The sequence below is a fragment of the Nocardia sp. NPDC059228 genome (genome assembly GCF_042754245.1).
Classification (GTDB): Bacteria; Actinomycetota; Actinomycetes; order Mycobacteriales; family Mycobacteriaceae; genus Nocardia.
In genome coordinates, this window is the sequence record NZ_JBHZAL010000002.1 from 374,738 (window position 1) to 388,241 (window position 13,504).

The 13,504-nt window shown below is 70.0% G+C and carries 14 protein-coding genes; 11 read left to right on the top strand and 3 right to left on the bottom strand.

Features of this window, described 5'->3' with window-relative positions; translation table 11 throughout:
- Nucleotides 1-20: 20 nt before the first annotated feature.
- From ACFXKA_RS05580 to ACFXKA_RS05615, 8 genes are all read left to right on the top strand, one after another.
- Complete coding sequence (locus tag ACFXKA_RS05580) at nucleotides 21-1,469, top strand: VWA domain-containing protein (protein ID WP_354835336.1); 1,449 nt, start codon at nucleotides 21-23, stop codon at nucleotides 1,467-1,469.
- A gap of 76 nt (nucleotides 1,470-1,545) precedes the next feature.
- On the top strand, nucleotides 1,546-2,178 hold the full coding sequence (gene nadD, locus ACFXKA_RS05585; protein ID WP_379426263.1) for a nicotinate-nucleotide adenylyltransferase: 633 nt from the start codon (nucleotides 1,546-1,548) through the stop codon (nucleotides 2,176-2,178).
- Between the two features lie 25 nt (nucleotides 2,179-2,203).
- Nucleotides 2,204-2,611 carry a ribosome silencing factor gene (gene rsfS, locus ACFXKA_RS05590; RefSeq protein ID WP_354835020.1) on the top strand — a complete coding sequence of 136 codons (408 nt, stop codon included), beginning with the start codon at nucleotides 2,204-2,206 and terminating at the stop codon, nucleotides 2,609-2,611.
- A 5-nt stretch (nucleotides 2,612-2,616) separates the two neighbouring features.
- Nucleotides 2,617-3,267, top strand: a complete 651-nt coding sequence (locus tag ACFXKA_RS05595) for a histidine phosphatase family protein (RefSeq protein WP_354835338.1) — start codon at nucleotides 2,617-2,619, stop codon at nucleotides 3,265-3,267.
- Nucleotides 3,257-4,030, top strand: a complete 774-nt coding sequence (gene octT / locus ACFXKA_RS05600; RefSeq protein ID WP_379426264.1) for a diglucosylglycerate octanoyltransferase — start codon at nucleotides 3,257-3,259, stop codon at nucleotides 4,028-4,030. Before ACFXKA_RS05595 ends, octT begins: the two co-directional genes overlap by 11 nt.
- Nucleotides 4,027-4,869 (top strand): DegV family protein, encoded by an 843-nt coding sequence (locus ACFXKA_RS05605; RefSeq protein ID WP_354835024.1) that lies wholly within the window; start codon nucleotides 4,027-4,029, stop codon nucleotides 4,867-4,869. Before octT ends, ACFXKA_RS05605 begins: the two co-directional genes overlap by 4 nt.
- A 102-nt stretch (nucleotides 4,870-4,971) precedes the next feature.
- Entirely contained in the window at nucleotides 4,972-6,051 is a 1,080-nt protein-coding gene (locus ACFXKA_RS05610) for a ComEA family DNA-binding protein (protein WP_379426265.1), read from the top strand.
- Nucleotides 6,052-6,304: 253 nt separating this feature from the next.
- Nucleotides 6,305-7,915 carry a ComEC/Rec2 family competence protein gene (locus ACFXKA_RS05615; protein WP_379426364.1) on the top strand — a complete coding sequence of 537 codons (1,611 nt, stop codon included), beginning with the start codon at nucleotides 6,305-6,307 and terminating at the stop codon, nucleotides 7,913-7,915.
- On the opposite strand, the gene ACFXKA_RS05620 is transcribed toward ACFXKA_RS05615, so the two are convergent.
- Nucleotides 7,912-8,232 carry an alpha/beta fold hydrolase gene (locus tag ACFXKA_RS05620; protein ID WP_379426266.1) on the bottom strand — a complete coding sequence of 107 codons (321 nt, stop codon included), beginning with the start codon at nucleotides 8,230-8,232 and terminating at the stop codon, nucleotides 7,912-7,914. The genes ACFXKA_RS05615 and ACFXKA_RS05620 overlap by 4 nt on opposite strands.
- Before the next feature lie 77 nt (nucleotides 8,233-8,309).
- On the opposite strand from ACFXKA_RS05620, the gene holA reads away from it, so the two are divergent.
- A complete protein-coding gene (gene holA / locus ACFXKA_RS05625) occupies nucleotides 8,310-9,284 on the top strand; it encodes a DNA polymerase III subunit delta (RefSeq protein WP_354835032.1) in 975 nt (324 codons plus the stop codon).
- A gap of 15 nt (nucleotides 9,285-9,299) precedes the next feature.
- On the opposite strand, the gene ACFXKA_RS05630 is transcribed toward holA, so the two are convergent.
- Nucleotides 9,300-10,049: an LGFP repeat-containing protein gene (locus ACFXKA_RS05630; RefSeq protein WP_379426267.1), complete on the bottom strand. Its 750-nt coding sequence runs from the start codon at nucleotides 10,047-10,049 to the stop codon at nucleotides 9,300-9,302.
- A 171-nt stretch (nucleotides 10,050-10,220) separates the two neighbouring features.
- Nucleotides 10,221-10,484 carry a 30S ribosomal protein S20 gene (gene rpsT / locus ACFXKA_RS05635; RefSeq protein ID WP_379426268.1) on the bottom strand — a complete coding sequence of 88 codons (264 nt, stop codon included), beginning with the start codon at nucleotides 10,482-10,484 and terminating at the stop codon, nucleotides 10,221-10,223.
- 373 nt (nucleotides 10,485-10,857) lie between these two features.
- Between rpsT and ACFXKA_RS05640 the strand changes: the two genes are divergently transcribed.
- A complete protein-coding gene (locus ACFXKA_RS05640; protein ID WP_354835038.1) occupies nucleotides 10,858-12,360 on the top strand; it encodes a circularly permuted type 2 ATP-grasp protein in 1,503 nt (500 codons plus the stop codon).
- A gap of 167 nt (nucleotides 12,361-12,527) precedes the next feature.
- Nucleotides 12,528-13,499, top strand: coding sequence for an alpha-E domain-containing protein (locus ACFXKA_RS05645; RefSeq protein ID WP_354835040.1), 972 nt, complete (start codon nucleotides 12,528-12,530; stop codon nucleotides 13,497-13,499).
- The last annotated feature ends 5 nt before the right edge of the window (nucleotides 13,500-13,504 follow it).

A 13,504-nucleotide genomic window follows, 5' to 3' on the forward strand; every position in this document is an offset into this window, starting at 1 on the left:
GCGGGCTGGTTTCCGCCGCCATGCGGGCGATCTCGGGCGGTACGCCGGCCAAGCCGGTGCAGGTGCCGGGACCGACGGCCGAACACGGCCTGCCCGGGCATCTGGTCGGCTTCGTGGAGGCGTTGCGCGGCCGGGGAATTCCGGTCGGGCCGTCCGAAACCGTGGACGCCGGACAGGTTCTCACCGTCCTGGACCTCATGGACCGGGAGGCGCTGCGCGAGGGCCTGGCCTGCGCGCTGCTGCGCCGCACCACCCAGCGCGCCACCTTCGACGGCATGTTCGACCTGTGGTTCCCGGCCGCGCTGGGGGAGCGGGCCGGGGCCGAGGAGGTGGAGCTGCCGATCAAACCGGACGGCTCGGTCGACATCCTCGAACTGCGGAAGATGCTGGCGGAGTTGCTGATCCAGGACCCGTCGGGCGAGCAGGCGCAGCAATTGCAGGCGCTGGCCGCGCAGATGGTCGACCAGATGGGCCAGTACCAGGCGGCGGGCGGGCCGTCCTTCTCCGCCTACCAGACGCTGAAGGATCTGCAGCCGGAACTGCTGGTGAGCAGGATTCTCGCCGGCCTCGCCCAGGGCATGGACAATTCCGACTTCGACACCGAGGTCGCCCGCCGCACGGCCCGCGGCCGCATCAAGGACTTCCGCAGCACCGTCGAAGCCGAGACCCGCCGCCGGGTGGCCGAGCGCATCGGCCGCGAGCGCGTCGCCACCTACGGCGTCGCCCGGCAGGCCGAGGACGCCGACTTCCTGCGCATCTCCCAGGCCGAACTCGACGAACTGCGCCGCAGCAGTCAGCGCTTGGCCCGGGTCCTGGCCTCCCGCCTGGCCGCGCGCCGCCGCCGTGCCCGCCGCGGCGAGATCGATCTGCGCAAGACCATGCGCAAATCCATGTCCACCGGCGGCGTCCCAGTGAATCTCGTCACCCGCAAGCCGCGTCCCGGCCGCCCCGATCTCGTCCTGCTGTGCGACATCTCGGGCTCGGTCGCCGGTTTCTCCAGCTTCACCATGCTGCTGGTGAACGCCCTGCGCGAGCAGTTCTCCCGGGTCCGCATCTTCGCCTTCGTGGACCGCGTCGACGAGGTCACCCAGCTGTTCGACGCGGCCACCCCGCTGGATCAGCTGACCCGCCGCATCTTCACCGAAGCCGAGGTCGTCGGCATCGAGGGCCACTCCGACTACGGCTCGGCCCTGGAGGGTTTCGCCGAGCGGTTCCCCGACGCCGTCACCAGCCGCACCTCCCTGCTCATCCTCGGCGACGCCCGCACCAACTACCGCGACCCGGCGCTGGACACCCTCCGGCGGCTGGTCGACACCGCCAAGCACGCCTACTGGCTCAACCCCGAGGCCGAGAAGATGTGGGGCACCGGCGATTCCGCCGCCGACCGCTACGCCGACATCATCGAGATGCACGAATGCCGTTCGGCCCGCCAGCTGACCGCCCTGGTGGGCCGTCTGCTGCCGGTCTGAATCCGGCCGGCCCGCCGGCCGAGCCCCGCCGGTGCGGGGGCGGCGTAATCAATCGCCCCCGGTAAGCTCGCTTTTCGTGTATACGAACGGCCGCCGCAAGCTGGGCGTGATGGGCGGCACCTTCGACCCCATCCACCACGGGCACCTGGTCGCGGCCAGTGAGGTCGCGAATCGGTTCGACCTGGACGAGGTGATTTTCGTACCGACCGGTCAGCCGTGGCAGAAGGGCGATCGCGCGGTCAGCCCGGCCGAGGACCGGTATCTCATGACGGTCATCGCGACCGCGTCCAATCCCCGGTTCCAGGTGAGCCGCGTCGACGTGGACCGCGGCAAGGAGACCTACACCGTCGACACCCTGCGCGACCTGGCCGAACTCCACCCGGACGCGGATCTGTACTTCATCACCGGAGCGGACGCGCTGGCCAGCATCCTGACGTGGCAGGATTGGTCGGAACTGTTCGAGCTGGCGAAATTCGTCGGCGTGACCCGTCCGGGGTACGAATTGAATATCGACCATCTCGCCGACCACCTCCGCGACTACCCGGAGGGCACGGTCACGATGGTCGAGATCCCGGCCCTGGCCATCTCGTCGAGCGAATGCCGGCGACGGGCGGGGGAGGGTCGGCCGGTGTGGTACCTCGTCCCGGACGGGGTCGTCCAATACATATCGAAACGGCACCTGTACGTGCCGCAAGACAGTGCATGGTGAAAGTGCGCAGGGAAGAGGTAGCAGGGTGACAGCATCGGCAGAAGCCGTCTCGATGGCGACGGTGGCCGCACGGGCCGCCGACGAGAAACTGGCCGCCGACGTGGTCGTGCTGGACGTCTCCGAGCAGCTGGTCATCACCGACTGCTTCGTCATCGCGTCCGCGCCCAACGAGCGCCAGGTCAACGCGATCGTCGACAACATCGAGGACAAGCTGCGCGAGGCCGGATACAAGCCGGTGCGCCGCGAGGGCACCCGCGAGGGCCGCTGGGCGCTGCTGGACTACGTCGAGATCGTGGTCCACGTCCAGCACGAGGACGAACGCGACTTCTACGGCCTCGAGCGCCTGTGGAAGGACTGCCCGGCGGTGCCGGTCGACGGCATCGGCGATCCGCGCGCGACGACCGAGCAAGACAAGGGCGGGGACGACGAGTGAGCAAGATGGCCGGCGTCCGCCGGTTGATTCTGCTGCGGCACGGGCAGACCGAATGGAACGCCGGCGACCGCATGCAGGGCCAGATCGACACCGAACTCGATGACATCGGCAGACGCCAGGCCAAGGACTGCGCGCCGGACATGGCGACCAGCGACCTGATCGCCATTGTCTCCTCCGATCTCAAGCGGGCCCACGACACCGCGCTCGCCGTCGCCGAATGCGCGGCCATGCCGGTCGTCACCGACGAGCGCCTGCGCGAGACCAACCTCGGGGACTGGGAGGGCCTGGACCACCACCAGGTCGACGCCGAGTACCCCGGCGCCCGCAAGGCGTGGCGGCTCGATGCCCGCTTCACCCCGCCCGGCGGCGAATCCAAGCTCGAGGTGGGCGCGCGAGCGCTGCCCGTGGTGACGGAACTCTTCGCCGCGCGGGAGGACTGGCCCGGCCGTACCATCATGCTGGTTGCGCACGGCGGGCTGATCGCGGCGCTGACCGCGGCCCTGCTCGACCTGCCCGAGGCGAACTGGCCGGCCCTGGGCGGCCTGGCCAATACCAGCTGGGTGCAGCTGACCAGCCACGGTCCCGGCATCGACAAGCCCGGCTGGCGCCTGGATGTGTGGAACGCCGTCGCGAAGGTAGCCCCTGATGTCCTCTGAGAGTCCGAACGCCCAACCGGCGCAGGACGGTTCGCCGCAGCGCAAGGTGCTGGTGGTAGTGGCGGACTCGCTGTCCTACTTCGGTCCCAAGGGCGGGCTGCCCGCCGACCATCCCGGCATCTGGCCCAATCTCGTTGCCGCCGAGCTGGACTGGGACGTCGAACTGGTGGCCCGCATCGGCTGGACCTGCCGCGACGCCTACTGGGCGCTGATCGGCGACCCGCGCATCTGGGCCGCGGTGCCGCGGGCCGGGGCCGTGGTGTTCGCGACCGGAGGCATGGACTCGCTGCCCTCGCCACTGCCGACCGCGCTGCGCGAGCTGATCCGCTATGTGCGGCCGTCCTCGGTGCGCCGGCGGGTGCGCGAGGCCTACAACTGGGTGCAGCCCAGGCTGTCCCCGCTGGGCCGGCCGGTGGCGCTGCCGCCCGCGGTGAGCGTGGACTACCTGGAACAGTCGCGGCACTCGCTGGCCCAGCTGCGGCCCGAGCTGCCGTTCGTGGCGGTGCTGCCCTCGGTGCACAAGTGCGAGGCCTACGCCGGGGTGCACACCGGGCGCGAGCCCATGGTGCGGGCCGTGTCGGCCTGGGCCGCCGAGCACGGGGTGCCGCTGGTGGATCTCGGGGACGCCGTGCGCGACAACGTGTTCAACGGCCCCGCCAACCCGGACGGCATCCACTGGGGCTGGGAGGGCCACAGCGCGGTCGCGCGGGCCATGGTGAAGGTGCTGACCGAGGCCACGGCCGACGAGGTACACACTGCATGACCGTGGTGGTGGTGACCGACTCGTCGGCCAGCCTGCCGGCCGGCCTCACGGCTGATCTTGGTGTGCTGGCCGTGCCGCTGCACGTGCTGGTCGACGATCGCGAGATTCGGGAGGGGATCGACGACTGCGACATCGACTACGGCTCCTCCCAGGTCACCACCTCGGCCGCCTCGCCGGGTGACCTGCGCAGCGTCTACGAGCGGGCGCTGGAGCTGTCCGACGGCGACGGCGTAGTGGCCGTGCACATCTCGCGGCAGCTGTCGGGCACCTGGGAGGCCGGGCGGCAGGCCGTGCGGGACATGGATGCCGCCGATCGGATCCGGCTGGTGGACTCGCTGAGCGCCGGGCTGGGTACCGGGCTGCCGGTGCTGGCGGCGGCGCGCCGGGCACGGGCGGGCGAGCCGCTCGATGTCGTGTACGACTCGGCGGTGGCGGCGGCCAGCCGCGGGCGCGCGTTCATCGTCGTCAACCGGACCGAGCAGCTGCGGCGCGGCGGGCGGCTGAGCACGGCCGCGGCGTTCTTCGGCACCGAGCTGGTCACCAAACCGATCATCCAGATCGTGAACGGGCGGCTGGAACTGCGCGAGAAGGCCCGCACGCGCTCCAAGGCGTTCACCAAACTCGTTGCGGCCGTGGTGGATGCGGCGGGCGAGGACGGGGCGGCGGTCGCGGTCCAGCATCTGGGGGCCGAGGAGGCCGCCAACACCATCGCCGGTCAGCTGCGGGATCTGATCCCCGGTATCCGGGAGGTCATCATCGCCGAATTCGGACCCACCCTGGGGGTGCACCTGGGCGTGGGCGCGGTCGGCGCGCTGGTGGTGCCGGGCGGCTGCGGCTAGCGGAAACAGCCTTGTCCACAACGTAATTCGCTATCCACAGGTCGGCTGAAAGCCCAGGTCGCGTGGGCGGCCGGGGTCGTCGTCGCTTCTACCGTGAGCTGCATGCCACGACTCGACGAACGCACCCCGCTGCAGCGCCTCAACGCCCGCACCGCCGCCGACCCACGCCCCGGCCCGGCCGAGGTCACCGCCGACCCGGCGGAATTCGCCTCCGGCCGTCCACATCCCGGCCGCTGGGACGAGGACTCACTCGACCAGCTCGTCGAACCCGATCTCCGGGACGCTGATCGGCATCCCGGCGGATCCTCGCCCGACTGGCTGTCCGAGCCCTGCGGCAGCGTGTCCCTGTGGCACGAACGCCTGGTCCCCGAACGTTTCCGCGGCACCCGCTGGGATCCGGGCCCGCGCGGTGTCGTGGTCATCGCCGCCCTCGGCATCCTGGCCATCCTCTTCGCCGGCTACGTCACCCTGCGCGAAAAGCCTGTCTCCCAACCGGTCCCACCCATCGCCGCACTCAGCGAATCCGCACCCGCCGACCAGGATGGTGCCGCACCCGAAGCCGCCGCTTCCGCCGTGACGGTCACAGCCACGCCCGTGCCGGGCGCGGCCCAGCCGCCCGCGTCGCGGCCCGCCGCCTCGCAGCCGGATCGAATCCCGCTCGCTACCACGGCAACCGGCGCTCCGGGGGCTACTGCCGCCCCCGGCGAGCTCGTCATCAGCGTCGTCGGTCTCGTCGAGCACGGCGGGCTCCGCCGCTTCCCCGCCGGAGCCCGGATAGCCGACGCCCTCCGCGTCGCCGCTCCCCGCCCCGAAGCCGACCTCTCCACCCTCAACCTCGCCCAGCCCCTCACCGACGGCGACCAGATCATCGTCGGCCGCACCACACCCCGCCCCACCACCCAGCAGGTCGGCACCACCATCGTGAATTCCGCCCACCCCCCGGCGAACTCACCCCCACCCTCCGGCCCACCCCGCTCCACCGCCGTCCCCGCGAAGGTGAACCTCAATACCGCCACCGAATCCGACCTCGACAGCCTCCCCGGCGTAGGCCCCGTCACCGCCCGCGCCATCCTCACCTGGCGCACCCGCCACGGCCGCTTCACCTCCATCGACCAACTCTCCGAAATCGAGGGCATAGGCCACTCCCGCCTCGCCCGCCTCCGCGACCGGGTGACGATATGACCACCGTGAATTGCCTTGCCGCGCACCAGTACAGTCGTACCGGTTGCCGGAAAGCCGAGTCGGAGGGCGCGAGCACGACTCGGACAGCGAGGCATGCGGGCGCTCATCGGGGCCGGCAGGCTACGGCCTGCGCCGAGCGGGGCAATCGCGCAGAGTTGTCGGGGCGCAACGATTGTGCCGCCGGTGGACGATCGGCGCCCGGGAGTGGAATGACGACGGTAGTGAAGCTGCGGTCGGAGCCGGGGCGGTGTCGATGACAACGGGCGCGACCGACCGCGTCGATGCCGGGGATCGCGGGCCCGTCGAAATACCCGAGGTGCTGGATGCGCGGCTGGTTCCGGCGGCGGTATGTGGTTGGGGCGCGACGGTAGCGCCGTTGGTGTTGGGGTGGTGGGCCGGGGTCGGGGTGGCGGCCGGGTGCGGGCTGGTGGGGATGTGTGTGGCGGCGTGGGCGATTCGGCGGGTGCGGGCGGGGCGGGGGAGGGGGGTGGCATGGGTGGTGCTGGGGGCCTTGGTGATCGGGGCGGGGTTCGGGGTGGCGGGGGCGTGGCATGCGCATCGAGTGCAGACGCATCCGTTGCGGGCGGTGCGGGCCGGGCAGCGGCTGGTGGCGGTGGTGGAGCTGACCGATGATCCGAAACGGGTGTCCGCCAAGCCGTTCGGCGGGCCGAAGGTGCTGGTGCGGGCCGCGCTGGTGGATTACCGGTTGGGTGGACGGATTGTGCATTCCGGCGGATCGGTGCTGGTGATGGCGCCGGCGGCGGGGTGGCGGACCCTGCTGCCCGGCCAGCGGGTGGAATTCCCTGCCCGCGTGGCCCGTCCGTGGCGTCCGGACATGACGGTCGCCATCCTGCGGGCGGAGGCCGCTCCCATCTCGGTGGGCACCCCGCCCTGGTGGCAGCGCCTCGCCGGGCAGGTGCGCGGCGACTTCGCGACATCCGCCCACCGCGCGCTCTCCGATGATGCCGCCGGCCTGCTCCCGGGCCTGGTCATCGGCGACACCTCGACCCTCACCGACCACGTCCAGGAGAACTTCCGTGAGTCCGATTTGACGCATTTGACAGCTGTCAGCGGGGCCAATGTGACGATTTTGCTCGGGGCCGTGCTGGTTTCGATGCGCATCCTCACGGTGGATCCACGGATCGGCGCGGTGGCCGCGGGCGCGGCTCTGGTCATGTTCGTGATCCTGGCCCGCCCCTCGCCCAGTGTCCTGCGGGCCGCCGTCATGGGAGCCATTGCGCTACTGGCTCTCTGCACGGGCCGCCGTAAGCAGGCCCTACCCGCCCTGTGCGCCGCCATCATCGGATTGCTGGCCTGGTCACCGGGTCTCGCGGTGGACGCCGGATTCGCCCTGTCGGTGCTGGCCACCGCCGGACTGATCGTGATCGCCCCGGGCTGGTCGGATTGGCTTCGCGCCCATGGCTGGTGGCGGATCCCCGCCGACTCCTTCGCGGTGGCGGCCGCGGCCTTCGTGGTCACCACGCCGCTGGTCATCGCCATGACCGGCCACCTCAGCCTGGTCGCGATCGTAGTGAACATGCTGGTCGAACCGGTGATCGCGCCCATCACCATCCTCGGCGCGCTGGGTGCGCTGCTCGCCTGCGTGTGGTCGCCCCTCGCCGCGGCGGTCATGCACTGCACCGCACCGCCACTGTGGTGGCTGCTCACGGTCTCCGACCGAGCCGCCGCCCTGGGAGCCTCGGTCTCACTACCGACCGGTCTGCGTTCAGGTCTCGTCGCAACGGTGGTGTGCGCCTTGGTGATCGCGGCTCTGCACCCTGGCCGCTCGCGGGCGGATCCGGACGCCGTGCCGGGATCGGTGCCGCCTCGGCCGGGTCGAGACGAGGACTCGCCGTCCGGCTAGAGGGAGCTCAGGAACTCGTTGACGGCGTCGGCGAAACCGGCGGGGTCGTTGGCGTAGACGACGTGGTCGGCATCGAGTTCGACCATACGGGTGCCCGGGCGCCGGTCGCGCATGGCCGCGGCCATGTCGGCGGGGATGACGCCGTGCGCGGCACGGACGAGCAGGGCCGGGCAGGTGCCGGCGACCCAGTCCGACCAGTGGTCGCCGTGCACAAGGTCCTCGGAGGCGACGATGTCGAGGGGGCGGAAGGGCAGGCTCCAGGAGCCGTCGGCACGCTCGCGAACCAGCGCCCCGAAGTGCGCGGCCATCGGGCCCACGTGTCATACGTTTGTGTGCCTGTGCTGACCGGGTGCGGGATGCAGGGGTTGTCGGAGCGGGCTCGTAGGATCGGGGTGTGAACCAGCGACCCGCGCCCCTGCATCTCGTGCTCGGTGAAGAGGAATTGCTGATCGAGCGGGCGGTGGCGGGCATTACCGCGCAGACCCGGGCCGGCTCGGCGGAGGCGGATGCGCTGCCGGTGGATCGACTCCGGGCGGGGGATGCCAGCACGGCGGAATTGGCTGAGCTGCTCAGTCCTTCGCTGTTCGCCGAGGATCGGGTGATCGTGCTGGAGTCGGCGGCCGAGGCGGGCAAGGACGCGGTCGCGGTCATCCAGGATGCGGCGTCCGCACCACCCGAGGGTGTGGTGCTGGTGGTGCTGCACAGCGGGGGCGGGCGGGCCAAGGCGCTGGCGCCGGCCCTGCAGAAGCTGGGCGCGGTGGTGCACGACTGCGCGAAGCTGACCAAGGCGGGGGAGCGGGTCGAGTTCGTGCGCAACGAGTTCCGGGCCGCCAATGTGCGGGTGCCGGCGGACGTGGTGCAGGCCCTCATCGAGGCCGTGGGCTCGGACCTGCGCGAACTCGCCGCCGCCAGTTCGCAGTTGGCGGCCGATACCGGCGGCAAGGTGGATCTCGCGGCGGTGCGGCAGTACTACTCGGGCAAGGCCGAGGTGACCGGGTTCGATGTCGCCGATCTCGCCGTGTCGGGGGATCGGCCCGCCGCCATGGAAGCGCTGCGCTGGGCCATCGATCGCGGCGTCCCCGCGGTCCTGCTCGCGGACGCCCTCGCGGATTCGGTGCACACCATCGCCCGCGTCGGCTCGGCCGGGCGCGGCGACCCGTTCAAGATGGCCGGTGATCTGGGGATGCCGCCGTGGAAGGTGAAGAAGGCGCAGGGCCAGGCGCGCGGCTGGACCGGCGCGTCCATCGGGGCGGCGCTGCAGGTGGTGGCCGCGCTCAATGCCGACGTCAAGGGTCAGGCGGCCGACGCGGATTACGCGCTGGAGCACGCACTCTCGCGCATTCTGGAGCTGCGCGAGAGCGCCTCGTAGCGGGAAGGCCCGGGACTACTCCGGCTTCCAGGTGATCTTGCCGCCCTGGAACTCCTGGGCCTTGCCGCCCTGGTAGTCGTACTCGTCGCTGGTCGGGTAGCCGTAGCGGCCGTTCTCCGCGCCATTGCGCACCCACTCGTCGCGGATCGAGCCCCACACGACGTGGGTCCCGGTCTTCTGGGTGGAGTAGACGGCTCCGCCCTCGAACAGCTGCTCGTGGGTGGTGGTGCTGTTGGTCTTGTTCTCATCGGCGATGGGGAAGCCCAGCGGGCTGCTCTCCCAGCCGACCGAGGAGTACTTGTCGCGGATCACGCCGCTCACCACATGGGTGCCGGCACCCACCGACCAGTAGATCGAGCCGCCCTGGAAGTGCTGGAAGCGGCCGGGTTTCGAGGTCTGCCCCTCGTCCACCACCGGGTACTTCAGCGCGCCCGACTCCGCGCCCGCGCCCTTCCACTTGTCGCGGATGGCGCCGCCGATGGCGTGCGCGTCGGTAGCTGGGGTCCAGTAGATGGAGACGTTGTTGACGAAGTCCTGCTTCTTGCCGCCGCCCGCGGCGTCGGTCTCCGGAGTGGTGGGATCACCGAAGAAGTCCGGTCCCCCCGCCCCGTCGTATTCGACCTCGATGGCCCCGCCCACCTCGAACGGGCCGATGGGACGCGCGGCTGCCACACCCATTCCGGTGGTCAGCGTGACCGCGGCCACGCTGACGGCCAGCGTGCCCCGGGTCCAGGACGAACGGTTGTCACGACGCAGCGTTGCCAAGAGATCTCTCCCAGTGCAGGTTTACAGGTAGCCCCCGACGGTTCGCGGCCATCCTGCTGAAAATAGCGCGCTCGCGCAAGTCGCCAGCTCCGGACACGACAAAAGCCGCCGTGGTCTTCGTGGCCACGGCGGCTGTGAGAAGCATGATGCCGGTAGGTGTACCGGGCAGGATCAGCCGAGCTTGTTGAAAGCCAGCGACAGGGCCGACTTCTTGTTGGCGGCCTGGTTGGTGTGGATGACGCCCTTGGAGGCGGCCTTGTCCAGGCTCTTGCTCGCGGACTGCATCAGCTCGAGCGCCTTGTCCTTCTCGCCCGCCGCAGCGGCCTCGCGGAACTTGCGGATCGAGGTGCGCAGCGCGGACTTCACCGACTGGTTGCGCTGGCGCGCAAGCTCGTTGGTGCGGATCCGCTTCATCTGGGACTTGATGTTGGCCACGCCGGTTTCCTCGTGTTCCTTCACTTGGTGGTGTATGCGGGATGCAAAGTCTTCGGGCGCGCACTACGAGAGGGGCAGTTGCAGCACCGACAGTCGAGGCTACCAGGCGACGTGGCGAGGTATGAAATCGAGTCTGTCCGCCATCTGGCCGAAACCAGAAATTTATCGCCGTCCAACTGCGTGTTGCCCCTGCGTGATGGACTATTTTTGCATGACCCCCGCAGCACCCGCACCGGGTCTCTCCAGAGTAGACAGATCCACCGCGTCAGCCTCCGCCGCGCTCGCTCCTTCCGGACTGGAACGCGAAAAATCGGATAAATCAGGCGTCTTCGCGGGGTATCAACCGGGCCGCTACGACCGTGCCTATGACGAGATGTTCGATTCCGCGGGCCGCCCGCGGGCGCCCTACCGGGGGATATTCAACGCCCTGGCCACCATCGACGCCGAGGATCTGGCCGCCCGCGCCGAGGCGCTGGACCGCGCATTCGTCGATCAGGGCATCACCTTTTCGCTCTCCGGCCAGGAGCGGCCCTTCCCGCTCGACCTGGTACCGCGGGTGATCGCCGCCGGCGAATGGACCAAACTCGAACGCGGCATCCGGCAGCGGGTGCGCGCGCTGGAGGCCTTCCTCGCCGACGTCTACGGCGAGCAGACCATCCTGCGCGACCGCGTGATTCCGAAACGGCTGGTGACCTCCTGCGCGCACTTCCACCGCGAGGCCGCCGGCCTGGTGCCGCCCAATGGCGTGCGCATCCACGTGGCGGGGATCGATCTGGTGCGCGACGAGCACGGGGATTTCCGTGTGCTGGAAGACAATCTGCGCTCGCCCTCGGGTGTGTCCTACGTCATGGAGAACCGGCGCACCATGGCGCGTGTGTTCCCCGACCTGTTCGCCTCGCACCGGGTGCGCGCCGTCGGCGACTATCCGACCCACCTGCTGCGCGCCCTGCGCGCCGCCGCCGCGCCCAACGAGGCCGACCCGACCGTGGTGGTGCTCACCCCCGGCGTCCACAACTCCGCCTACTTCGAGCATTCGCTGCTGGCCCGGCAGATGGGGGTGGAGCTGGTCGAGGGCCGGGACCTGTTCTGCCGCGACAATGTCGTCTATATGCGCACCACCGCGGGGGAGCGGCAGGTGGATGTCATCTACCGGCGCATCGACGACGACTTCCTCGATCCCATGCAGTTCCGCCCGGACTCCATGCTCGGGGTGGCCGGGATCCTGAACGCGGCCCGCGCGGGCACTGTGGTGCTGGCCAATGCCGTCGGCAACGGGGTCGGCGACGACAAGCTCGTCTATACCTATGTGCCCGCGTTCATCGAGTACTACCTGGGTGAGAAACCGATCCTGCCCAATGTGGACTCCTACCGCTGCTGGGAACCGGCCGAACGCGACGAGGTGCTGGACCGGGTGGCGGAACTGGTGGTCAAGCCGGTAGAGGGGTCCGGTGGCTACGGCATCGTGATCGGCCCGGCGGCCGGCACCCGGGAGCTGGAGGCGACCCGGCGCAAGGTGCGGGCCAATCCGCGCGGCTGGATCGCGCAGCCGGTGGTACAGCTGTCCACGGTGCCGAGCAAGATCGACGGGCGGCTCGCGCCCCGGCATGTGGACCTGCGGCCGTTCGCGGTCAACGACGGCGACGACATCTGGGTGCTGCCGGGCGGGCTGACCCGGGTGGCGCTGCCCGCGAACTCGCTGGTGGTGAATTCCAGTCAAGGGGGCGGGAGCAAGGACACCTGGGTGCTCGCACCGAGAACCTCTGTGGCGCAACGAGAATTGGCGGGTTCGCAGCTGGTCGGCGAACTGCAGATCGCCCCGGAGAGAGACCAATCCAGAGAGCCCTCGGCGATGCGGGCCAACCAACAACAGCAATAACAACAACAAACAGCATTCGCTGAGGCTCAACTCTTTTGGTTCGCGGCCCGTGTCGTTCTGGACTGACGGAGCGGGGGAGCGAAGCGGAGGAGCGGAGGAGGGAAGAACGAGACCTTCAGGGCCGCGAACCCGCCGGAGCGAAGCGGAGGCAGATAGGGCAGAGCATCATGTTGGCGCGCAATGCCGAATCCCTCTTCTGGATCGGGCGCTACGTCGAGCGAGCCGAATATACGGCGCGCATTCTCGATGTCGCGGTCCATCAGCTGCTGGAGGACGCCACGGTCGATCCGGACCGAACCTCGCGGGTGCTGCTGCGGGTACTGGGCATCGAGCCGCCCGACGAGGACCGGGAACTGGATGTGTGGTCGGTGACCGAGCTGGTGGCCTTCGGCCGCGACGGCGGCTCCATCGTCGATTCCATCAGCCGGGCGCGTGAGAATGCCCGGGGCGCACGGGAAGTCACCTCCACCGAGATGTGGGAGTGCCTCAATGCCACCTTCAACGGGCTGGCGGCGGCCGAGCGGGCAGCGCGGGCGCTGGGGCCGCACGAGTTCTGCCACTACATCACCGATCGCGCCGCCATGTTCGCCGGACTCTCCGATTCCACCCTGAGCCGCGACGACGGCTATCGATTCCTGCTGCTGGGCAGATCCATCGAACGCGTGGATATGACTGTGCGCCTGTTGCATTCGCGCGCCGGTGACCGCACCTCCTCGCCGGCCTGGGTGACGGTGCTGCGGTCGGCGGGGGCCCACGACCCGTATCTACGCACCCATCGCGGCGTGCTCGACGCCAATCAGATCGCGGAATTCATCCTGCTCGACCGCCTGTTCCCGCGGTCGGTATTCCATTCGCTGCGGGTGGCCGAAACCTGTCTGCAGGAATTGGATCAACGCCCCAACAGCCGTTTCGCGGCGCGTCACGAAGCGCATCGCCTGCTCGGCCGGGCGCGCAGCGAACTGGAATTCCTGCCTTCGTCGGTGCTGCTGGAGGATCTGCCGAGCCGGCTGCTGTGGCTGCAGCAGACCTGCCGCGAGGTGGGGGAGGCCGTGGCGCTGCAGTACTTCCACGCCGAATCGTGGGTGGCGTGGACGGGGCTGCACGGTCGCGGCGCGGACCTGGTCGAGGAGATGGCGTGAGCTGG

Coding starts and splice junctions, on each gene's coding strand:
- ACFXKA_RS05610 (WP_379426265.1), top strand. CDS start 4,972: ATGCCACGACTCGACGAACGCACCCCGCTGCAGCGCCTCAACGCCCGC.
- ACFXKA_RS05645 (WP_354835040.1), top strand. CDS start 12,528: ATGTTGGCGCGCAATGCCGAATCCCTCTTCTGGATCGGGCGCTACGTC.
- ACFXKA_RS05615 (WP_379426364.1), top strand. CDS start 6,305: ATGACAACGGGCGCGACCGACCGCGTCGATGCCGGGGATCGCGGGCCC.
- ACFXKA_RS05605 (WP_354835024.1), top strand. CDS start 4,027: ATGACCGTGGTGGTGGTGACCGACTCGTCGGCCAGCCTGCCGGCCGGC.
- ACFXKA_RS05595 (WP_354835338.1), top strand. CDS start 2,617: ATGGCCGGCGTCCGCCGGTTGATTCTGCTGCGGCACGGGCAGACCGAA.
- octT (WP_379426264.1), top strand. CDS start 3,257: ATGTCCTCTGAGAGTCCGAACGCCCAACCGGCGCAGGACGGTTCGCCG.
- ACFXKA_RS05640 (WP_354835038.1), top strand. CDS start 10,858: ATGTTCGATTCCGCGGGCCGCCCGCGGGCGCCCTACCGGGGGATATTC.
- ACFXKA_RS05580 (WP_354835336.1), top strand. CDS start 21: ATGCGGGCGATCTCGGGCGGTACGCCGGCCAAGCCGGTGCAGGTGCCG.